Below are 21,157 nucleotides of genomic sequence, written 5' to 3'. Positions count from 1 at the left end.
TTGCTTCATGCGCACGCTGAGCTCGTCATGTTCCCACCCCGCGTACGCGCGGCCATGTCAAGGAGACTCACGATGTGTTTCATTATCCCCCAAGATGTCCTGCTGCGATTGGCCGACGATGACAGCGTCGCCGACGATTCGCGGACGGCCCTGGCGGCCACGGCCGCGTCCGAATCGGCCTGGCGCACACTGCGCGACGCGCACACCGAGGCCACCCAGGCCGGATTACTGGCTCGCGCCGATGCGTTCGCCGGAGTGGCCAAGGCGCTGGCCACCGCGCCCGGCACCCCGGTGTTCGACTGCAAGCACACCACTTCGCTGCCCGGTATCACCATCGCGAATCCAGGCACCTCCACCGATACCTCCGCCAAGCACGCGTTCACCGAAACCGCCTCGGTGGCAAAGTTTTACAAGGAATGCTTCGGGCGCAATTCGGTCGATGACGAAGGTATGACGTTGGTGTCCTCCGTGCACTACAGCGTCAACTACTCCAACGCGTTCTGGAATGGCTCGCAGATGACCTACGGCGACGGTGATGGCGAGATCTTCGTCGACTTCACCGGATCCAATGACGTGATCGGCCACGAGCTGACGCACGGCGTCACCCAGTACACGGCGGGCCTGCTCTACAAGAACGAGGCCGGTGGCCTCAACGAGAGCATGTCCGATGTATTCGGATCGATGTTCCGGCAGTGGAGCGCCGGACAAACGGTCGACCAGGCCGACTGGCTGATCGGCAAGGACATCATGGGTCCGCGGGCCATCGCCAAGGGCTTCACCTGCCTGCGCGATATGGCCGATCCGGGCGCCCGGCATTGCCTCGCGCCGCAGCCGTCGCACTATCGCGACTATGTGCCCGGCAGCGACCCGCATGAGAGCAGCGGCATCCCCAACTACGCCTTCTACCTCGCGGCGACCAAGCACGGCTCGTACTCCTGGCAGGGCGTGGGCACGGTCTGGTACGAGGCTCTGACCAGCCCGAAAGCCCGTCCGAACATGAAGATGAAGGCCTTCGCCAACCTGACGCGCGAGATCTCCGCAGCCAACACGGCCGCCGAATCTGTACATAAGGCGATAGACGACGCGTGGACCGCGGTCGGGCTGTAGCGTCGCCGTCATGGTGGAGTACCTCATCGACAGACGGGGCGGATTCACCGGGCTTCCGGCCAGCGGTACGTGTACTGACCAGAGCTTGGACCCCGAGGCGCGACGCGCACTGGATGGATTGTTGGACAGCCCCGGGTCGCTTCCGGGCGACCCGGGTGCTGACCGCTTCACATACACGGTGACCCGGGTCAGCGGGTCCGATCGGACCACGCGGGCCATCCCGGAGAGTCTGCTGCCCGACGCCGTCCGTCAGGTGGTCAAAGAGCGGATCTGACGGCCGGACCTGACAGTTCACCGCTCACGAGCCGAGCGGGCATGCACGCTGCCGGGTAGGGTGAATCGTAATGTGCACGCGTTTCATCATCCCGCCGGCCGTACTGTCGCGACTGGCCGAGGATGGTGACATCGCCGAAGACTCGCGGGTCGCGCTCCTGGACACCGCGGCATCCGAATTATCTTGGCGTACCTTGCGCAATGCGCACACGCGAGCTACCCGGGCGGCAACTGGTAACACCATCAGTGCAGCCGCCATGGCGTTGGCCAGGGTCCCCGAAACGCCGGTGTTCGATTGCCGGCAGACTACCTCACTGCCGGGCGTGGCCGTCGCCGATCCGTCCGCGTCCAGGGACGCCACCGTCCAGCGGGCATTCACCGAAACGGCCGCGGTCGTGCGTTTCTACCGGGAGTGCTTCGGGCGCAACTCCGTTGACAATGCGGGCATGACGCTGATCTCGTCCGTCCACTATGGCGTTAAGTACACCAACGCCTTCTGGAACGGTTCGCAGATGGCCTACGGCGATGGTGACGGCCAGATCTTCCTGGACTTCACCAAGGCCAACGATGTGATCGGTCATGAACTGACACACGGGGTTACGCAATTCACCGCAGGCCTGAACTACGAGAACGAGGCGGGGGCGTTGAACGAGAGTGTCTCGGATGTCTTCGGATCGATGTTCCGGCAATGGCAAGCAGGGCAGAGCGCGGGCACGGCCGATTGGCTGATCGGCAAGGACATTCTGGGGCCGCGCGCGCTCGACAAGGGGTACACCTGCCTCCGGGATCTCGCTGACCCCGGTGCCGCGCACTGCCTTTCGCCGCAACCGGCTCACTACCGCGACTATGTTCCCGGCAGTGACCCGCACGACGGCAGTGGCATCCCCAACCACGCGTTCTACCTCGCGGCGACCACACACGGCTCAAAGTCGTGGGAGGCCGTGGGCACGGTCTGGTATGAGGCGCTGACCAGCCCGAAGGCAAGAAAGAACATGACGTTCAAGGCTTTCGCGAAACTCACCCGGCAGATCGCCGCGGCCCGGACCGGTGCTGAGTCACCCAAGGCGGCCATTGACGAGGCATGGACCGAGGTCGGGCTCTAGCGGCTTAGTCGCCGGTGTCCCAGTAGTTGGGGCAGGAGACATCGACGTAGACGGTCGTGTTGGCCTTGACCTGTGTGCCTGAGCGGTCGGGATTGTTGATGCCGTTGACGGTGCAGAACTCCAGCGGGGTCAGGGTGTTGCCGTTGACCCAGTTGATCTGGACCTCGTACCCCTGGCTTTCCAGTTCCGAGATGGTTTCGCTGGCAGAGCCGGATCCGGCGATCGGCCAGTTGGGGTCTGCGACGGCCATCGGCGCAAGTGAGAGCGCCATCACTGCCGATGCGAACACTGCCGCGAACCTCATGGGAGACCTCCGCCACCATGTTAGCTCGCCGGGCTGAGGCAAGATGGCTCCCAACACCGATACAAGGAGAGACCGATGACGTTCTCGTCCGAGCACGACGACTTCCGCAGTACCGTCCGCCGGTACATCGAGGAGAAGATCAACCCTCACGTCGACGAGTGGGAACGCGAGCAGATGATGCCGCTGCACGACGTGATCGCCGATATGGCCAAACTCGGATTGGTCGGCCTCGAATACGACCCCGAGTACGGCGGGCAGGGCGCCGATCACCTCTTCACCCTGGTGCTGGCCGAGGAACTGGGTCGGGTGGATCATGGCTCGTTCCCGATGGCCTTCGGCGTTCACGTCGCGATGGCGACCCCGTCGCTGCACAAGCACGGCACCGATGAGCTCAAGCGTGAGTTCCTGGCTCCGGCGTTGCAGGGCGAGCAGATCGCCGCGATCGCGGTGACGGAGCCGGACGCCGGATCCGATGTGGCCGCCATCAAGACCCATGCCCGCCGTGATGGTGACGACTGGGTGATCAACGGCTCAAAGATGTTCATCACCAACTCCGTTCAGGCCGACTGGCTGTGCGTGCTGGCCCGCACCTCCGATGAGGGCGGATACGCGGGGATGAGCCAGATCATCGTGCCGACCAAGACTCCCGGATACCAGGTTCGTAAGCTCGACAAGCTCGGCATGCACGCCTCCGACACGGGCCTGATCACGTTCGACGATGTGCGGGTGCCGGTGTCTAACACCATCGGCGAGGTCGGCCGCGGGTTCCAGCAGCAGATGTCCCAGTTCGTCATGGAGCGTATGTTCGGCGCCTACGGAATCCCTGCCAGTGTGAACAGGGCCTTACAGCGCACTAAGGAATACGCGTTGGCGCGCCAGGTGTTTGGCAAGCCGCTGACCAAGAATCAGCATCTGGCCTACCAGTACGCGGGCTTTGCCGCGCGGGCCGACATGCTGGAGGTCTACAACCGCGATATCGCCGGTCGGTACATGGCGGGGGAGAACGTGACCCGCAAGGTGACCATCGCCAAGCTCACCGCCGGACCGCTGGTTCGCGAGGCCGGCGATTGGTGCCTGCAGGTGCACGGCGGCATGGGGTACATGACCGAGACGTGGACGTCGCGATTCTTCCGGGATCAGCGTCTGCTCAGCATCGGCGGCGGCGCCGACGAGGTGATGATGCGGGTGCTATCCCAGATCGACGGATTCTCCTGAGTGCGCCAGCTCCTGTTCCACCGATGCCACATCGGTCACGTTCACCCCGATGAGCGTGAGATCGTGCAACCGCTCCGGGGTGACTTGCGAGGTGGCGTCCTCGACGATCACCGCGCGGTAGTCCCGCTCGGAGGCATCGAACAGGGTGGCGCGCGGGCAGTTCGGCAGGTTGCAGCCCGCCACCACCACCGTGGTGACGCCCCGCGCGTGCAGGTGTTCCTCCAAGTCGGTCCGGTGAAAGGCGCTCCAGCGCGGTTTGAACAAAATGTGCTCCGCGGGGCCGATCTGCTGGAACCCGCCCGCCAACAGCAGCTCTGAATCAAGCCGCTCACCGTGCGGCAGCAGCTCGGCGGGGATCTGCGCACCGTCACTACCCGGTGCGGCGACCTCGCGTCCGGCGAGAATCTCTGCGCGACGCGGCAAATCGGTGTCGGTGCCGCCCGGAACGTAGAGCCGCACCACGTGCACGATGGGCCGGCCGGCCGTGCGGAACGCCGCGATCAGCCGACCGAGCGCGGGTATCCGGTCAGCGGTTCCCGGTACCGTCATGGCGCCGGAGACGAACTCCGTCTGCACATCGATGACCACCAGGGCTGAGCTGTCCCATTCGGGGGCGATGAAGGTTGTCACGCCACCACAGTAGGGGCCCAATCCGGCGCGCGCCCGAGGTGGCGCAGGATGCGGTCGATGTCGTGCTCGCCGTCGACTTCGTCGAGCGCCCGCGCGAACGGGGACCCCTCGGCCGTCCGGAAGTCGCCGTCGGGCACACCCAACGCGATCGGAACCGCTGCGGCGATCACGTCGTCGGGAAGGGCGAACGGAGCATCGATGCTGCGCGCCGCATCCCACCCGTGCACCACGTAGTCGATGAAGTGGAAGCCGATGGCCATCGAGCCGGGAAATGAAGCCTCCGCGCCGAATTCGGGTAGCGCAAACATCGCCTCCAGCACCCCGTCGGCGGCAAACGCATCCAGTACATCGTCCACGGCGGCGCGATAGACGCCCGCGGGATCGGTCATCACCACATCGGCGACGGTATCGGGATTCCAGATGGTCGGGTCGCCGCCGGCACCACGAGCGGCGGCCGCGAAACCGCGATGTTGGACGGTCATGTGAGCCAGCAGGTCGGCCAGCGTCCACCCGGTGCACGGGGTGGGGCGTCGCAGGTCATCCACGGTGATGGTCGAGACGATATCGGCGGATGCCGATACCGCCGTTCTGTGCGCGGCATGAAGATCAGATTGCGTGTTCATGTACACATCATATGCACATGCATATGATGTGCCAAGGTGTATATCCGGGGAATGGCTACACCTGCACGGTGACGGGCTGCACACCCCAGATCTCGTCGCAGTACTCGGCGATGGCGCGGTCCGAGGAGAACTTGCCGCCGCGCGCGGTGTTCAGGATCGACATCCGCGTCCACGCCGTCACGTCGTGCCAGGCCTGCGACACCCGCTCCTGGCACTCGATGTACGAGGAGTAGTCGGCCAGCACCAGGAACGGGTCGTGACCGCGCAGCGAGTCCACGATCGGTGCGAACACCGACGGATCTCCACCCGAGAAGCGGCCACCGGCAATCAGATCCAGCACGGTGCGGAGTTCTTCATTGAGCCCGACGAAGTCCTCGGGCCGGTATCCTTCGTGCACCAGGCGCTGTACCTCATCGACCGTGAGCCCGAACAGGAAGAAGTTCTCGGCCCCGGCCTCCTCGAGCATCTCGACGTTGGCGCCGTCCAGCGTGCCGATGGTGAGTGCCCCGTTGAGCATGAACTTCATGTTCCCGGTGCCCGACGCCTCCTTGCCCGCCGTCGAAATCTGTTCGGACAGATCGGCGGCCGGGTAGATCAGGTGCGCGCTCTTGACATTGAAGTTCGGCAGGAACGCCACCTTGAGGAACTGGCTGACGTGCGGGTCGTTGTTGACGGTCTCGGCGACCGCGTTGATGAGCTTGATGATCCGCTTAGCCATGAAGTATCCGGGCGCGGCCTTACCGCCGAAAATGAAGGCGCGTGGTGCGATCCGCAGATCCGGATTCTGCTTGAGCCGGTGGTACAGCGTCACGATGTGCAGCACGTTGAGGTGCTGGCGCTTGTACTCGTGGATTCGTTTGACCTGGATGTCGAACATCCAGGTGGGGTCCAGATCCACCCCGGTGCTCGCGAGCACATACTCGGCGAGCCGGGCCTTGTTGAGGCGCTTGACCTCTCGCCACTGCATCCGGAAGGACGAGTCCTCGGCGTAGGGCTCCAGCTCGCGCAGCCGGGTCAGATCCGCCACCCAGCCCTCGCCGATAGCGTCGTCGAGTAGCTCTCGCAGGCCCGGATTGGCCAGCGCCAGGAACCGGCGCGGCGTCACCCCGTTGGTCTTATTGCTGAACCGCTCGGGCCACAGCTCGTAGAAGTCCTTGAGCACGCTCTCTTTGAGCAGCTCCGAATGCAGTGCGGCCACACCGTTGATGGCGTGGCTGCCGACGGTGGCCAGGTGCGCCATCCGCACACTCTTGCCGCCCTCTTCGCCGATGAGCGACATACGCCGTACCCGCGCGTCGTCACCGGGGAAGCGCGACCGGACCTCGTCCAGGAACCGGCGGTTGATCTCGTAGATGATCTCCAGGTGCCGCGGCAGCGACTCGGCGAACAGTCCCAGCGGCCACGTCTCGAGGGCCTCGGGCAGCAGGGTGTGGTTGGTGTATCCGAAGGCCGCCACGGTGATCTCCCAGGCCTCGTCCCAGCCCAGGGCGCGCTCGTCGAGCAGCAGCCGCATCAACTCCGCGACACCGATGGACGGGTGAGTGTCGTTGAGCTGCAAGGCGAATTGTTCGGCCAGCTCGTTGACGGGGCGCTCCGCCACATCCTCCAGGATGTGCAGCACGCGCTGCAGTGAGCAGGAGACGAAGAAGTGCTGCTGCAGCAGCCGCAGCCGCTTACCGGCCTCGGGCTCGTCATTGGGGTAGAGCACCTTGGTGACGGTTTCGGAGGACACCTCGTCCTCGACGGCCTTGTAGTAGTCGCCGGCGTTGAAGGCGTCCAGCTCAAACGACTGCACCGCGCGGGCGCTCCACAGCGTCAGGGTGTTGCAGGTGTTCACGCCGTAGCCCTGGATGGGCGTGTCGTACGGAATGCCCTTGAGGAAGCGCTGCGGGATCCAGCGCGCCCGGAAGTTTCCGTCCTCATCCAGATACTGCTCGGTGTGGCCACCCCAGCCGACGAGGAAGTTGAGATCGGGTTTGGCGATTTCCCAGGGGTTTCCGTTGTCGAGCCAGTTGTCGGTCTTCTCGACCTGCCACCCATCGCGGATCTCCTGGTCGAAGATCCCGTACTCGTACCGGATGCCGTAGCCGATTGCCGGACGATCCAGGGTGGCCAGCGAGTCCATGTAGCAGGCCGCCGTTACCCAGACCCGGCTCTTCCTCGCACTCGAGCACCTCGTCAAGGTCCTGGCCTAACGCCGAGAGGGCATCGCGAGCCTGCTGCTCGATCTGCAGGTTGAGCAGGTTGTTGCCCAGCTGCGGCCCCATCAGGAACTCCGCCGACAGATACACCGCCACCTTGCGGCTCAGATCCAGATAGGTCTGCATGCTGGCAATCCAGCGCTGCTGCATGCGATCTCGGACCGCGAGTGCCAGGGCGCGGTAGTAGTGCGCGGGCGTGAGCACGCTCGCCGGACGCCCAATCGAGTACCGCAGATGATCGATGATGGCTCTCTGCAGAGTGTCGGCATTCAGGCCGGTGCGGGAGTGCTCGTCATGGTCAAGCTCGGCGGAGTGCGTCATGTCCATACCGTGCCATCGAATGGCGCACGGGAAAACCGGAAATAGGCGACCGGCAGGTTACTGGGGGGTGACCACCACGCGCACCCCGGACGGCTCCTTTGCCGCCCAGACGGTTTCGATATCGGCCAGCGGCCGGGCCAGCGTCTGCAGCTGCAGGTCTCCGCTGTCGACCATGGCGAACAGCTTCGGTAGGGCCTCGGAGCGTGCGCTCAGCAAGGCCTCGGGCGGCACACTGCCAATCCCGACACCGGACAGGGTGATGCCGGTGCTGCGCAGCGTGGAGGCGCTGACACTGACCGTCTCTCCGGTCATCGCGCCGATCTGCACGAAGCGGGTGGCGTGGAAGTGTGCCGACGGGTGGCTGGCGGCCAGCGCGTTGAGGGTTTGTTCGGCGGGGGAGCCCCACAGGTAGTCCAGCACCGCGTCGAACGGGCGCGCCGCGTGTCGCGCGGTGATGGCCTCGGTGAGGTCGTCGCTGCCCAGCGTGATGACATCGTCAGCCCCTACGGTGCGCAGCCAGGCCAGCCGTTCGGCGCTGCGGCCTGCGACCGTCACGTGCGCGGCGCCGAACACCGATTTCGCCAGCTGGACCGCCAGCGAGCCGGTCACTCCGGTGGCTCCCAGCACCAGCACATGCTGGCCGGGCTGCACCGAGGCGCCATAGGACAGGGCCAACCAGGCCGATATTCCGGGATTGGGTATCGCGGCGGCGGTCACCGAATCGACGTGCTCGGGCACCTCGACGGCGCCGGCGGGGTACACGACGGTGCGCTCGGCCATCAGGCCGTGCGGCGCGATAGACCCGGTGTACACCCGCTTGCCGCTGGCCAGCCGGGCGACACCGTCGACACCGGCAATTGCCGGAAGAGTGATTTCCTTGCTGCTGTAGTGCTTTCCGGAGATGACGGCGCGGGTCAGGTTGGTCAGGGCCGATGCCTCCACGGTGGCGATCTCGGCGTCCTCGGGCGCCTGGGGGTCGGGGAAGTCGGTGTAGACGGGCTGCTGCCCCCACGCGTGCACGACTGCTGCCTTCATGGCGTGCTCCTCAAGTTTCTGTAGAAATGGTTTCCATCGAAACCATACAAACAATGTACGGCGCGAGTCGCCGGATGGCAATATGGTTTCCATGAAAACCAAGTCGGCGTTGATCGGCAGCATCAACACCCTGGTGGGCGCCGTGGGGGACAAGTTCGACCCGGACGAGGATGCGGATGCCGAGCGCGATTTCCTGGCCGAGCGGCTCCCGCGCCGGATGGAACACCTCATCAGGACACTGCCGACGCTGTCGCTGCATCTGTTGGCCGCGATCGCCGACGGGCCGGTCAGTGTGGTGGGCCTGGCCGCGCGCTCGGGTCAGCTCAAGGGCACCGTGTCCAAGCATGTGCAGCGCCTGGTGGATGCGGGCTGGGTCCAACGTGCGCCGATTCCTGGTAACCGCAAGGAGATCGAGCTCATTTTGACCGACGATGGGCGCACTGTCGTCGATGTGCACAGCCGGCTGCACGAGGAGATGGAGCGCGGCGTGCGCGACTTCCTGCGGCGCTACAGCAATGCCGATCTGCAGGTTGTCGAGAAGGTACTGCAGGATCTGCTGGCGGCGGGCAGGGACGGGGTGCGGATCGTGGCCAAGGGCGGTTAGGCCGGGATCCAGTTGCCGTGGAACTGAAACGGTATCCGTGCTGGAAGATGAATGGTGGCAAGTTTTTCCATCGACTGAGCGTCGAGGATCAACATATTGCTCAGCAGGGTACTGCGATCGTGTTCATATCCGATGAGCACCCCGTCGCCTTCCTCGGCGTCCTCGGAGCGGGGCACGGGGGAGAACTCGCCCGGTATGTGTCCGGCCTCCAGCTTGTGTTCGGTGGTGCCGCCGTTGGTGAGGTCATAGCGAATCAGTGAGGCACGGGCGTCATCGAGGCTTTGCAGGGTGTCGATATCGGTGTCGCCGACGCTCGTGGTGAATCCATACCGGTGCGGCAGGCTGACCCGGCGCGGGTCGACCATCGGGAACTCCTGGAGGCGTTCGTCCGTCCATGATTCCTTGACCACGCCGGTCTCCAGGTCGACCTCCCACCGGTGCAGCCGTGGGCGCCCGGAATCGAACACATTTGCGATCTCGTACTTCGCATCGTGGTCGGGGCCGGTGATTCGGCAGGCGTCGACCACGATGGTGCCGTTCTCCTCGTGGGCGTTGAGGGTGTGGAACACGTAGCACGGTTCGATGTCGAACCAGCGAATCGTTGCCGGTCCCCGGCGCGGGATCACTCCAATGCGGCTCGGATGCGCGCTCTTCCACTGCAGCGGCACCTCCGCCGTCTTGGGCAGGGGCGCCCGGGCCATCACCGGACCGAACAAAGCGGGCGGCTCGAACCGGGTCAACAGCACGGCGGCTATGCGGCCGATGAGTGGCGGTGCGATACGGCGGGTCAGCAAGCTGAGGTCGATCACCAGCGGGCAGTCGAAGATCATCACGTAGTTCTCGCTCAGGGCGATGTCGTGCAGTAATGGCCTGCCTGGCACGTCGAGCGGCACGCTCTTGCGCACCGTGCCGTGGGGATCGATGACCACATAGCGCGCCACCGCGGGCCCGACGAGTTGGTAGGTCACAGCGTGTAACTCGCCGGTCACCGGATCCAGCTTGGGATGTCCGGTGTATCCGCCCTCCAGTGTTCGGCCGAAATCGCAGGTTCCGACGGTCTCCAGTTCATCGTTCAACTCGTAAGGCGCGAGACCGCCCTCGGCGCTGACGATCGTCTTGCCGGCGAAGCCGTACACATTCGTCTGCGGGGACACGGTGGTTATACCGGCGCGATAGTTGGCCGGCTTCGGCTTCTCGCCGAGCAGTCTGGACACCTTCGGTGTGCGCACCCACCGGCTGCGATACCACTCGGCGCGGCCATCGCGCAGCCGCACTCCGTGCACCATGCCATCGCCGGTCAGGCCGAACACCGAGTAGTTGTCGGGGTCATATTGCCCGGGAAGCGGATTGGGGCCGGTACGTACGTAACGGCCGTTCAGGAATTTCGGTATCTCACCGGTCACCCGCAGGGCGGTCGCTGTTGTCTCCCGATCGACCGGGAGCACATGCTCGTCGGCAAGCAGATCTATATCCATGTCAACATCCTTTGGCTGCATCATCGAAGCTAGAACATAGAGTCAAGCTCGACGGTAGACCGCATGAATGGGTATGGCAAGAGCCAAATTCGGTGGCGCGCCGCGAGAGGGATGTGGGTTAGGTGGGCTCCGGATAGGCGGCGCTGATGCCGGCGACGATGTATGCCGCGCAGGTGCGTACCGAAACCTCGGGGTCGATGTGGTGAGCGATGGCGGTCAAGACCCCCGACCTGATGGCTTGCGCGCTCATGGTCGACAGCAGTAGGCGCCGGTGCGTCTCGGCCTCGTCATGCACCGGTTCCCAGAAGTCGAGGATGCTCATGATCCGGGACACGGCATCGGTGAGCACCTGCTGATCAAATCCCGGGACATGCGGCGCGGTGGAGTCGGCCAGCAGCCGCATGCCCAGCGGGCGGGTGGCGGCATGGATGAAGAATGGCTTCAGGGCATCGCTTAGCGACGCCGCCGGGTCATTCAGGTCGACGTTCTCCGGCATCGATACGTCGTCGAAGATCGCGCGCATCAGGGTTGCCTCGCGCCCGACGAGTCGGATGAGCAATCCATCCTTGGAGCCGAAGTGTGCGTAGAGCGTCTGTTTGGTCACCTGGCCGGACGCCGCGATCTGGTCCATAGTGACTGCCCCGCAACCCTGTTCGGCCACAACGGGTAACACCAAGTCGAGTAGATCGTCATCGGTGGGCCGATAGCCAGGGCTGCGTGATGTCACGTCAGTACCGTAACCGCTGGCGGTTGCGGTTAGTCGAGCACTTTGATGGATAGCGTGGGTTTCGGGGTGTCCCCGTGCTCCAGGCGGTCCCACACCGCGTCGATGAGTGGTTGTAGCAGCAGGGCGCCCATCTGCCGAACCATCACGGACACAACCTGAGTGGACTCGGCACGATCAGTGGGGGCCATGCCCTCCTCGCGGAGGGTGGCCACCTCGTCCCGCGTCAGCTGAATCAACGCATTCAGCATGCTCAGTTGCTCTTCGGAAGGCTCGAGCACGGCCCGGCGCACGTAGTTGACGATCGGGGGGTTCGCCTTGAGCATCGCGACGACGGCGGCATCGCGGGCCGCGGCGAGCTTGCGCGGGTCCGTTTCTGCTTCGACCGATCGCAGTGCCTCGACGTGGTAGTCGACGACCAGCTGATCAACGGCCTCGCGCAGACCAGCCTTGGTCTTGAAATGATGTTGCACCAGGCCGAGTGTCACCCCGGCCTCGGATGCGACCGCGCGCAACGAAATTCGTTCTTCACCGTACTGGGCATACAAATCCAGTGCGGTGTTGCGAATGCGCGCCTTCGCGGTCAAGTCCTCGTCGGCCGCGCGCGGGTTTGCCATACGCCGCATCGTACCGCACCCCTTTACAAACGAATCTGAAACGATACACTTGTATCGTCTTGACGAGGAGGTCAATGAAGATGTCCGCACTATTCCCGTCCTATCGCGCGTCCTGGGAGACCGATGCGCACCGCGACCTGCGCAAGCACGCTGCCGAGTTTCTGCGCAAGGAGTCCACGCCCAACCAGGAACGCTGGAGCGCGCAGCACCAGGTGGACCGCGAATTCTGGAATAAGCTGGGCGACGCCGGTCTGCTCGGCCTGGACCTTCCTGAGGAATATGGCGGCGCTGGAGGCGATTTCGGATTCTCCGCGGTGGTGGCCGAGGAACTTGCGCTTGCCCAGGACACCGCGACGGGCTGGGGCGTGCACTCGCCGATCGTCGCGCACTACATCAACACCTACGGCAACACCGAACAGAAGGATCGCTGGATGCCGGGCATCATCAGCGGCGACCTGGTCCTGGCCATCGCCATGACGGAGCCCGGGACGGGATCCGATCTGCAAGGGGTACGCACCAGTGCGGTCCGGGATGGCGACCACTACGTGATCAACGGCTCGAAGACATTCATCTCCAACGGCACACACTGTGACCTGCTGGTGATCGTGGCCAAGACCGATCCATCCCAGGGGGCGAAGGGGATATCGCTCATCGTCGCCGAAACCAAGGACCTGCCCGGGTTCGAGCGAGGCCGGGTGCTCGAGAAGGTGGGGCAACACGGGCAGGACACCCGCGAGCTGTTCTTCAGCGATATGCGGGTGCCGGTGGCCAACCGGCTCGGCGAGGAGGATGGCCAGGGGTTCATCCAGCTCATGACACAGCTGGCGCGCGAGCGCCTCATCATCGCGTCGGGGAACGCCGGAATGGCCGAGGCCGCGGTGCTGGAGTCGATCAAGTACACCAAAGAGCGTGAGGCATTCGGCCAGCCGCTCATCAAGTTTCAGAACACCAGGTTCCAGCTGGCCGAGCTGAAGGCCGAGGTGCTGTCGATCAAGACAACCGTCGACTGGTGCATCCAGAACTACATCGACGGCGCCAATGACCCCGCGACGGCCTCCATCGCCAAGCTGGTGGCCACCGACAAGGGGGTTGCGGTGGTCGATCGGTGTGTCCAGTTCTTCGGCGGATACGGATACATGATGGAGTACCCGATCGCCCGGGCGTACGCCGCCGCACGCGTCAACAAGATCTACGGCGGCACAAGCGAAATCATGAAAGAACTCATCTCTCGGTCTTTGTGACCAGACGCGATAAGGAGCGACAATGAAGCAGCAGAACAGGGCGTTTGTCGTCGGCGTCGGCATGACGAAGTTCGAGAAGCCGGGGAGTCGTGAGGGCTGGGATTACCCGGCGATGGTCAAGGAGAGCGGAACCAAGGCGCTCGACGATGCCGGGGTCCGATACGAACAGATTGAGCAGGCTTTCGTCGGAAACGTCTATGGTGACTCGTGTTCCGGGCATCGTGCCCTCTACGAGCTGGGCCACACCGGCATTCCGATCTACAACGTCAACAGCAACTGTTCGACGGGATCGACCGCACTGTTCATGGCGGCCAACGCCATTCGCAGCGGCCAGTCCGACGTCGTCATGGCCGCCGGGTTCGAGAAGATGGAGCGCGGCTCGCTGAGCATGAAGTTCACCGACCGCGAGTCGCCGTTGATGCCACAGATCAACCGACTCCGCGAACTGACCCCGCCGCAAATGCCCATGACTGCATGGATGTTCGCCGCCGCGGCCGAGGAGTACATGCGCGAGTACGGCCTGACCGCCGAGCAGCTGGCGTGGATTGGCTACAAGAACCACAAGCACTCGGTGAACAACCCGTACAGCCAATTCCAGGACGAGTACTCGCTGGAAGACATCCTGTCGTCGCGGAGCATCGTGGCGCCGCTGACCAAGCTGCAGTGCTCACCGACCTCCGATGGGTCGGCGGCAGCCATCGTGGCCAGTGAGGAGTTCGTCGACAAACACGGACTCGCGGACCAGGCCGTCGAGATCGTCGGGCAGGCCACCGTCACCGACCGGGCCGACACCTTCGACGGCACCGCGGCGGGCATCGTCGGCGCGCACATGAACAAGGCGGCGATCGCTGCCGTGTACGAGCAGGCGCAAATCGGCCCCGAGGACATCGACGTAGTAGAGCTGCATGACTGCTTCTCGGCCAACGAAATTCTGGTGTACGAGGCGCTCGGCTTCTGCGAGCAGGGTGAGGCAGGCAAGCTGATCGACAACCAGGACACCACCTTCGGCGGTAAATGGGTGGTCAACCCGTCCGGCGGCCTGATCTCCAAAGGACACCCGCTGGGCGCCACCGGCCTGGCCCAGTGCGCGGAACTGAACTGGCAACTGCGCGGGCAGGCCGGCAAGCGTCAGGTCGCCGGCGCAGCCACCAAGGACGGCGTGGCCCTGCAGCACAACATCGGGCTCGGCGGTTCGGTGGTCGTCACGGCGTACCGCCCGGCGCAGCGCTAAGCGGCGCGCACCAGCCCGGACCGGGCGAACCGGCCGGCGGGGGAGAACCGCTCCAGGATGGCGTCGGCGGATTCCCCCGCCCACTCGGTGATGAGCTCCTTGGCGGCTTCGATTGAGGTGACCCTCTCGAAGGGCTTCGGATCGTCGAGCAGGCTGAACAGTTTGGATGCGAATCCCTCGTGGACGTGACCCGCCGCGAAGAACAGGTCGCCGTAGTCGTGCAGCTCGTCATCGCCGAGGTAGAGCCTGGTGACCAGCTGCGCGGCGCGTGCCCGCCGGTCGTAGAACTCCTCGAAAGCAGCAGTGAGCCAGGCGGTGTCGAAGGGGCCGTCATGCGCGGCGGCCTTGTGGACCAGTGCTGCCGCCTGGACCAGGCCGCCCTGCGCGCCCTGCCCGGCGATCGGGTCATAGGCCACGGCGGTGTCACCGAGGGCCGCCACGGGATGTCCGCTGGCGGTGTGCCCCGCGCCGTGCCGCACCAGCTGGGTGACCGCGCCGGTGATCCACGAATGTGGGTCTTCCTCGATGACGTTGAGCGACAACACTTCCGGTAGATCCCAGTCGATGTACTCGCGATGCACGTCGGTGACCGCTTCCAGTGCGGCAGCGGCGCTGTCGACGGCGGCATAGCGTCGTTCCCAGTCGCTACCGGGCTTGGCCCAGGTCAGAAACGACCAGGACGGTCCCGCGTCCTTGTGTAGGTACGGACCCCACCACGCCTCGCCCTGATCGGTAATGAAGGAGAACGCGCTGTGGCGCCCACCGGCCGGTCCCCGATGGGCGAAGACATCGGGCCCGTGTCCCAGGCCCGCGACCGTCAGCATCAGCAGCCGCCGTTGTGGGCGGTCGTACACCGTGCGGGAGGCATCCACCGGGAACAGCGAGGACAGCCCGCCGCGGCCGGTCGCCACCAAGGTCAGGTCATGCGCGGCGGCGATCGAGTCAAGCTTTTCTGGGTCCACCTGTTCCACGACGAAACGCCCACCGCGTTCCTGGAACTGGGTGAGGCGATCATCGGCCTTGAGCCGGGTGTCGACGGCGACGCCCTGGGTACCGCCGTCGAAGTCGGCGTCGAAGGCGATGACCTCGGGGCGGCCGGGCTCGTTGCCGTCGACCAGGCGCACACTGAGCCCGGTGGAGGTGGGGCCCGGTTCCAGGTAGTTGGTCAGCCCCAGGCCCGCCTCGGCACGCTGCGCTTCCCCGAAGATCAGCGCGGTGCCGGTCGCGGGCACGTCCTGCCGCAAACTTCTCTGATCGCGATCGCTGTAAACGGTGACGTCAAAACCTTTGTCCAGCAGTCCCAGTGCAGCCGTGGCGCCGGTCTGTCCCGCACCGATGATTGCCGCCCTGCGCCCGTGTCGTGTCGTCATGCCCGCCACTATCGGCGTACGGCCTTGTGTGGGAAAGCCACCTGCTCAGGGTGATTGCAAGGGCCATAATCGAGTGTGCAAAGTCGGCAGCAGCTAGAGCCAGGGTTTCAGTACCTTCTGGTTACCGATGCGCTTCGCGACGCCGGGCAGTTGAGGCAGCTCAAGGTGGGCATCGGGCTCCTGTGCTTTTCCATCGTGGTTCTGGCGGGAGCCACCCAGTTCAACCCATTGGGGCCGCAGGGGGTGTGGCCTCGCACGATCCAGGCCATCGCGGCCGTGATGGCGGTGATCGTCGGTCTGTGCTGGATCTTCTTTCCCTGGCCGAACCGGCGCGGCATGGTCGCGTTCGTGGCGTGGGCGGACGTGACTCTGGCGATAGCGGCAGCCACGTTTTCCGACCCGACGGCCAGGATCTGCGCGGTCGTGTACCTGGGCCTGGTCGGCCTTCTTCCCACCTTTTTCCTGGGTAGACGCGCGTTGGTGACGCACTGCGGGTTCGCCCTGACGTTGTTCGGCGCGCTGGTGGTGATGAACGTCGTGGTCGACGGCGCGTCGTTGTCGGCGCAGTTCACCTATGGAGCACCCACGCTCGCCGCGGTGGTGTTGATGCCGACCATCATCCAGCTGGTCCTCGAAGGCGGCCGGGACTCAATCCTGGCCGCGGCGGTCTCGGCAAACCGCGATCCGCTCACGGGTCTGTTGAACCGTCGAGGCGTGACCACCGCGATTGACTTGCTGCACCGCGGCCGCATCGACGCCGTCGACGTCGTCGTGGTCTTGATGGATGTGGACGGGCTCAAAGAACTCAATGACACCCGCGGTCACGGCGCCGGCGATGCGATGTTGAAGGCAGTGGCCGCCATGCTCACGGCGAGCACGCGTGTCGGCGAGATCGCCGCGCGCATCGGTGGCGACGAGTTCTTGGTGGTGGCCTTCCCCGGCCGTGCCGAGAACATCGACACCACCATTCGCCGCGTCAGCACTCCGCGCGCGGGGATTGACACCTGGAGCGTCAGCGTCGGCGCCGCCTGGCAGTCCCAAACCGGCGGCAAAGTCGACTTGGATTCGCTTGTCCAACAGGCAGATTACGAGTTGTACAAGGTCAAAAGCTCTCGCGGGATGCTAGATCCCCAGCACTGAGTGCGGTTACAGCACGACGACAGAGCGCAGGACCTGTCCGTGGTGCATCTTGTCGAAGGCTTCTTCGATGTTGTCGATGCCGATGCGTTCGGTGACGAAGCGGTCCAGCGGCAACCGGCCCTGCTGATAGAGGCTGACCAGGGTGGGGAAGTCGCGTTCGGGCAGGCAGTCGCCGTACCAGGAAGACTTCAACGATCCGCCGCGGGAGAAGAAGTCGATCAGCGGCATCTCAAGCTTCATGTCGGGGGTGGGGACTCCGACGAGCACCACGGTGCCGGCCAGATCGCGGGCGTAGAACGCCTGCTTCCAGGTTTCCGGGCGCCCGACCGCATCGATCACGACATCCGCGCCGAACTCGTCCGTGAGGTCCTGCACCGCGGTGATCACATCGTCGACCTGGCGGGCGTTGATGGTGTGCGTGGCACCGAAGTCCTTGGCCCACTGCAGCTTTTTGTCGTCGGTGTCGATGGCGATGATGGTGCGGGCCCCGGCGAGTTTGGCCCCGGCGATGGCGGCGTCGCCGACTCCGCCGCAGCCGATGACCGCGACGGTGTCATCGCGGCCCACGTTGCCGGTGTTGACGGCCGCGCCCAAACCGGCCATCACCCCGCACCCCAATAGCCCGACCACGGCCGGGTCGGCAGAGGGGTCGACCTTGGTGCATTGCCCGGCGTGGACCAGCGTCTTTTCGATGAACGCGCCGATGCCCAGGGCGGGGGTCAGCTCGGTGCCATCGGTGAGGGTCATCTTCTGGGTGGCATTGAAGGTGTCGAAGCAGTATTGCGGGCGGCCGCGCTTGCAGGCCCGGCACACCCCGCACACCGCGCGCCAGTTCAGGATTACGAAATCACCGGGCTCCACGGTGGTTACTCCGGCGCCGACGGTTTCGACGATTCCGGCGGCCTCATGGCCGAGTAGGAAGGGGAACTCGTCGTTGATGCCGCCCTCGCGGTAGGTCAGATCGGTGTGGCATACCCCGCACGCCTGCACCTTGACCACAACCTCACCCGGGCCCGGATCGGGCACCACGATGTCCACCAATTCCACCGGAGCCTTCACCGACCGAGCGATCACACCGCGCACCGTTTGAGCCATGCGCCAGACACTATCGTCATCCGTGTGAGTGCCCTCGACCTCGTCGCCGATTGGCCAGTGCCCACCGTTTCCGCCGCCGTGGTGGGGCCGGAGGGGATTAGGGCCCACATAGGCCCGGTGACGCACCAATTCGCCCTCGCGTCGGTCACCAAGCCCTTGGTGGCGCGGGCCGCACAGGTGGCGCTCGAAGAGGGGGCCGTCGATCTCGCCACCCCGGCTGGGCCTCCCGGCTCGACCGTCGAGCACTTGCTCGCACATGCTTCGGGGCTGTCGCTGCTCTCTGACGCCATCATCGCCAAGCCGGGCACGCGTCGCGTGTATTCGAACTACGGATTCGCCGTGGTGGCGCATGCGGTGGCCGCCGGGGCCACCATCGAGTTCGGTACGTATCTTCGCGAGGCCGTGTTGGAGCCGCTGGGTATGGGGGACACGGTGTTACCTGGCGGGGCAGACACCGCCGGGTACGGGGGAGCCTCCACGGTCGTGGACCTCGCGGCCTTCGCCGGTGACCTGTTGCGGCCGCGTCTTGTCACGGCCGAGACACATCATCGTGCGACAAACGTCGTGTTTGCGGGGCTGGACGGAGTGCTGCCCGGGTATGGCGTGCAACGCCCCAACGACTGGGGGCTGGGTTTCGAGATCAAGGGCACCAAGCTCCCGCACTGGACCGGCAGCGAGAACTCACCGGCCACCTATGGCCACTTCGGGCAGGCGGGCACCTTCCTCTGGGTGGACCCGAGCGTCGACCTGGCGCTCGTCGTGCTCACGGACAGATCTTTCGACGGCTGGGCCAATCAGGTGTGGCCACAGCTGTCCGACGCGGTGCTGGCCGAGTTCGGATAAGGGCTCACCACAAACTCTCAGGAAGCCGTTACCTCAAATTGGCCCCTAGGACTGGCGCAACACGCGCATCAGAAGGCACAATGGTGTCACAAGGCACATAGGTGTAATTCAGTAACACGCTCTAAAAGCTTCGCGAGCCGTTGGGGAAGACGTCCTCGTCGAAGACAAAGGAGCACTACGAATGCACGCGTCGCCTCAGTTCGCCGACTCGACAACCGGCGTGGTGTATGTCCATGCCTCACCGGCCGCAGTGTGCCCGCACGTCGAGTGGGCTTTGTCGTCGACTCTGTCGGCGATCACGTCCGGCCGCACCGCTGACGCGGTGAAGCTGCGCTGGCAAGCGCAACCGGCCATGCCGGGGCAGCTGCGTGCCGTCACCAACTGGGTTGGCCCGGTCGGTACCGGTGCCCGCCTGGCCAACGCCCTGCGCTCCTGGCCGGTACTTCGTTTCGAGGTCACCGAGGATGCCAGCGATGGCGTCGACGGTCAGCGCTTCAGCCACGTCCCGCAACTCGGCATGTGGAGCGGCAGCACGAGTGCCAACGGCGACATCATGGTCAGCGAGATGCGGTTGCGCGGCCTGATGGACGCCGATCCCGGCAGCATCACCGCCGAACTCGACACCATGCTGGGCAGCGCGTGGGATGACGCCCTGGAGCCGTACCGCAGCGGCGGCGACGGCGCCGAGGTCACCTGGCTCCGCGGAGTCGGTTAGAGCCTCAGCTCTTGTTGGCGTTGGCGACCAGGCGGCTCACCAGGAAACCGATGTAGGCAAGGCCGCCAAGGCTGCCCACGATGCGGGTACGCCGGAACGCCAGCGCGAGTCCGAGCAAGAGCTCGGTGAAGCCGTTCTGGTAGACCCAGCGGCGGGTGTCCTCCGGGAAGGCGACCTTGGAGAGAGACTCGAACGGCTGGGGCGCGACGAAATGCGCAACGCCGGTGGCGGCCAGGCCCGCACCGCCCGCCCGGAATCCGATGCGGATCAGGTTGGCGATGAGCACCGAAAGCCGCTGGAACAGGCTCGGGCCGACCTTGGTCGTGACGAGCGTCGCGGTCGGCTGACCGTCGACAAGCAACTTGAGTGCCTTCTTACGCCGCAGTGCCATTCCCCAGACTCCCTTGTCGATTATGTGAATGAAACGTCACTCTAACAGTAGGGGGGTGGCTAGGCATCGGCTTGTCGAGCGGTGACGTCGATGCCGAACGTCTCCACCAGGAAACTCACGATCGCGGGTGTCACCCGGCGCGGCCAGAACCGCAAGGTGGCCAACGTTCCGGCCGAAATCACTTGTGCACCAACGATATCGATGGCGAGGTTGTGCGCGTCGGCCGCGGGATGCAGCGGGTCCGCGGTGAGCGCGAGAATCATCGTGGGCGCATTCACCGCGCGGCGCACCGCACGCGGCGGCGCCATCCGGCCCACCAGCATGCCCTTCATGAATGCCGCGGAGCGCGACGGGGGAGCCGTCAGGAATTCGCGCAGCAAGCCGAGGGTGGGTTGTTCGGTCTCGGGGAAGGATCGGGCCACCGCGCCGACCAGCCACACCAGCGGCCGCCCAAGGGTGAAGAGGGTGAGCCCGGCAGACCACAGATAGCCGGCCGCACCGATACCCCGCTCCAGGAATGGTCCCTCCAACAGCAGACCGGCCACTCGTTCGGGTGCCCACGCCGCCGCCTCCACCGAGATGTTCGCTCCGATGGAGGTGCCGCCGAGCACCGCGCGTTCGATACCGAGAGCGTCCAGCGCGCCAATGAGCTGGCGCCCCAAAGCCTGCGAGTTGTAACGGTCAGGCTCTAGCGGGTGCTCATCGGCGGTGGTGCCGAGAAGATCCAGGCAGATCACCCGAAAGCCGCGCTCGGCCAACTCCTTGGCCCACGCATGCTCCAGATAATGCGAGGTGAGGAAGGCGTGTGACAGCACCACAACACGGTCCCCGGAACCGAACTGGCGATATGCCAGCCGGTGTCCGTCGACGGTGAGTGTGGTGCCGACTGTCACAGGGGG

At 65.1% G+C, this 21,157-nt stretch carries 21 protein-coding genes and 1 pseudogene; 10 read left to right on the top strand and 12 right to left on the bottom strand.

The features are described from left to right. The first annotated feature begins 72 nt into the window (after positions 1 to 72). The 3 genes from B4394_RS00110 to B4394_RS00100 all read left to right on the top strand — a co-directional run bounded on the left by B4394_RS00110 (position 73) and on the right by B4394_RS00100 (position 2,483). Positions 73 to 1,107: a M4 family metallopeptidase gene (locus tag B4394_RS00110; protein WP_078313794.1), complete on the top strand. Its 1,035-nt coding sequence runs from the start codon at positions 73 to 75 to the stop codon at positions 1,105 to 1,107. Between the two features lie 10 nt (positions 1,108 to 1,117). Next, entirely contained in the window at positions 1,118 to 1,381 is a 264-nt protein-coding gene (locus tag B4394_RS00105) for a protealysin inhibitor emfourin (RefSeq protein WP_030095271.1), read from the top strand. Between the two features lie 70 nt (positions 1,382 to 1,451). Continuing rightward, positions 1,452 to 2,483: a M4 family metallopeptidase gene (locus tag B4394_RS00100; RefSeq protein WP_078313793.1), complete on the top strand. Its 1,032-nt coding sequence runs from the start codon at positions 1,452 to 1,454 to the stop codon at positions 2,481 to 2,483. 4 nt (positions 2,484 to 2,487) lie between these two features. Here the strand turns inward: B4394_RS00100 and B4394_RS00095 are convergent, their stop codons facing one another. Further along, positions 2,488 to 2,787, bottom strand: a complete 300-nt coding sequence (locus B4394_RS00095) for a hypothetical protein (protein WP_078290884.1) — start codon at positions 2,785 to 2,787, stop codon at positions 2,488 to 2,490. A gap of 75 nt (positions 2,788 to 2,862) precedes the next feature. On the opposite strand from B4394_RS00095, the gene B4394_RS00090 reads away from it, so the two are divergent. After that, positions 2,863 to 4,002 (top strand): acyl-CoA dehydrogenase family protein, encoded by a 1,140-nt coding sequence (locus B4394_RS00090; RefSeq protein ID WP_078309047.1) that lies wholly within the window; start codon positions 2,863 to 2,865, stop codon positions 4,000 to 4,002. Here the strand turns inward: B4394_RS00090 and B4394_RS00085 are convergent. The 4 genes and pseudogenes from B4394_RS00085 to B4394_RS00070 all read right to left on the bottom strand — a co-directional run bounded on the left by B4394_RS00085 (position 3,976) and on the right by B4394_RS00070 (position 8,812). Beyond that, complete coding sequence (locus B4394_RS00085; RefSeq protein WP_078313792.1) at positions 3,976 to 4,632, bottom strand: cysteine hydrolase family protein; 657 nt, start codon at positions 4,630 to 4,632, stop codon at positions 3,976 to 3,978. The genes B4394_RS00090 and B4394_RS00085 overlap by 27 nt on opposite strands. Further along, positions 4,629 to 5,255: a TIGR03086 family metal-binding protein gene (locus B4394_RS00080; RefSeq protein ID WP_078313791.1), complete on the bottom strand. Its 627-nt coding sequence runs from the start codon at positions 5,253 to 5,255 to the stop codon at positions 4,629 to 4,631. Before B4394_RS00080 ends, B4394_RS00085 begins: the two co-directional genes overlap by 4 nt. A gap of 55 nt (positions 5,256 to 5,310) precedes the next feature. Next, a pseudogene (locus B4394_RS00075) lies at positions 5,311 to 7,777 on the bottom strand (glycogen/starch/alpha-glucan phosphorylase). A 57-nt stretch (positions 7,778 to 7,834) separates the two neighbouring features. After that, a complete protein-coding gene (locus B4394_RS00070) occupies positions 7,835 to 8,812 on the bottom strand; it encodes a quinone oxidoreductase family protein (protein WP_078313790.1) in 978 nt (325 codons plus the stop codon). A gap of 91 nt (positions 8,813 to 8,903) precedes the next feature. Between B4394_RS00070 and B4394_RS00065 the strand changes: the two genes are divergently transcribed. Further along, complete coding sequence (locus tag B4394_RS00065; RefSeq protein ID WP_078313789.1) at positions 8,904 to 9,416, top strand: MarR family winged helix-turn-helix transcriptional regulator; 513 nt, start codon at positions 8,904 to 8,906, stop codon at positions 9,414 to 9,416. On the opposite strand, the gene B4394_RS00060 is transcribed toward B4394_RS00065, so the two are convergent. The 3 genes from B4394_RS00060 to B4394_RS00050 all read right to left on the bottom strand — a co-directional run bounded on the left by B4394_RS00060 (position 9,413) and on the right by B4394_RS00050 (position 12,232). Then, the gene (locus B4394_RS00060) at positions 9,413 to 10,891 is read right to left on the bottom strand and encodes a carotenoid oxygenase family protein (RefSeq protein WP_176138267.1); all 1,479 of its coding nucleotides are present in this window, start codon (positions 10,889 to 10,891) and stop codon (positions 9,413 to 9,415) included. The two genes, B4394_RS00065 and B4394_RS00060, sit on opposite strands and share 4 nt — an antisense overlap. 118 nt (positions 10,892 to 11,009) lie before the next feature. Beyond that, the gene (locus B4394_RS00055; protein ID WP_078313787.1) at positions 11,010 to 11,618 is read right to left on the bottom strand and encodes a TetR/AcrR family transcriptional regulator; all 609 of its coding nucleotides are present in this window, start codon (positions 11,616 to 11,618) and stop codon (positions 11,010 to 11,012) included. A gap of 29 nt (positions 11,619 to 11,647) precedes the next feature. Further along, complete coding sequence (locus B4394_RS00050; RefSeq protein ID WP_078313786.1) at positions 11,648 to 12,232, bottom strand: TetR/AcrR family transcriptional regulator; 585 nt, start codon at positions 12,230 to 12,232, stop codon at positions 11,648 to 11,650. Positions 12,233 to 12,312: 80 nt separating this feature from the next. Between B4394_RS00050 and B4394_RS00045 the strand changes: the two genes are divergently transcribed. Together B4394_RS00045 and B4394_RS00040 are read left to right on the top strand one after the other, a co-directional pair. Continuing rightward, entirely contained in the window at positions 12,313 to 13,473 is a 1,161-nt protein-coding gene (locus B4394_RS00045) for an acyl-CoA dehydrogenase family protein (RefSeq protein ID WP_078314190.1), read from the top strand. Positions 13,474 to 13,495: 22 nt separating this feature from the next. Beyond that, positions 13,496 to 14,704, top strand: a complete 1,209-nt coding sequence (locus B4394_RS00040; protein ID WP_078313785.1) for a lipid-transfer protein — start codon at positions 13,496 to 13,498, stop codon at positions 14,702 to 14,704. Here B4394_RS00040 and B4394_RS00035 read toward each other — a convergent pair. Next, positions 14,701 to 16,074 (bottom strand): styrene monooxygenase/indole monooxygenase family protein, encoded by a 1,374-nt coding sequence (locus B4394_RS00035; protein WP_078313784.1) that lies wholly within the window; start codon positions 16,072 to 16,074, stop codon positions 14,701 to 14,703. The genes B4394_RS00040 and B4394_RS00035 overlap by 4 nt on opposite strands. Positions 16,075 to 16,149: 75 nt before the next feature. Between B4394_RS00035 and B4394_RS00030 the strand changes: the two genes are divergently transcribed. Beyond that, positions 16,150 to 17,214 carry a GGDEF domain-containing protein gene (locus tag B4394_RS00030; RefSeq protein ID WP_078313783.1) on the top strand — a complete coding sequence of 355 codons (1,065 nt, stop codon included), beginning with the start codon at positions 16,150 to 16,152 and terminating at the stop codon, positions 17,212 to 17,214. 6 nt (positions 17,215 to 17,220) lie between these two features. On the opposite strand, the gene B4394_RS00025 is transcribed toward B4394_RS00030, so the two are convergent. After that, positions 17,221 to 18,309 (bottom strand): S-(hydroxymethyl)mycothiol dehydrogenase, encoded by a 1,089-nt coding sequence (locus tag B4394_RS00025; protein WP_078313782.1) that lies wholly within the window; start codon positions 18,307 to 18,309, stop codon positions 17,221 to 17,223. A 24-nt stretch (positions 18,310 to 18,333) separates the two neighbouring features. Here B4394_RS00025 and B4394_RS00020 point away from each other — a divergent pair, with 24 nt between their 5' ends. Both B4394_RS00020 and B4394_RS00015 read left to right on the top strand, forming a co-directional pair. After that, positions 18,334 to 19,152, top strand: a complete 819-nt coding sequence (locus B4394_RS00020; RefSeq protein WP_078313781.1) for a serine hydrolase domain-containing protein — start codon at positions 18,334 to 18,336, stop codon at positions 19,150 to 19,152. Positions 19,153 to 19,333: 181 nt separating this feature from the next. Continuing rightward, the gene (locus B4394_RS00015; protein WP_078313780.1) at positions 19,334 to 19,867 is read left to right on the top strand and encodes a DUF3145 domain-containing protein; all 534 of its coding nucleotides are present in this window, start codon (positions 19,334 to 19,336) and stop codon (positions 19,865 to 19,867) included. A gap of 4 nt (positions 19,868 to 19,871) precedes the next feature. Here B4394_RS00015 and B4394_RS00010 read toward each other — a convergent pair whose 3' ends face one another. Together B4394_RS00010 and B4394_RS00005 are read right to left on the bottom strand one after the other, a co-directional pair. After that, a complete protein-coding gene (locus tag B4394_RS00010; RefSeq protein ID WP_078309034.1) occupies positions 19,872 to 20,258 on the bottom strand; it encodes a DoxX-related protein in 387 nt (128 codons plus the stop codon). A 59-nt stretch (positions 20,259 to 20,317) separates the two neighbouring features. Continuing rightward, positions 20,318 to 21,151, bottom strand: a complete 834-nt coding sequence (locus tag B4394_RS00005) for an alpha/beta fold hydrolase (RefSeq protein ID WP_139359901.1) — start codon at positions 21,149 to 21,151, stop codon at positions 20,318 to 20,320. Positions 21,152 to 21,157: the final 6 nt, after the last annotated feature.

Source organism: Mycobacterium sp. D16Q16, assembly GCF_002013745.1.
Lineage (GTDB): Bacteria > Actinomycetota > Actinomycetes > Mycobacteriales > Mycobacteriaceae > Mycobacterium.
This window is presented reverse-complemented; position numbering and strand designations above follow the sequence as displayed.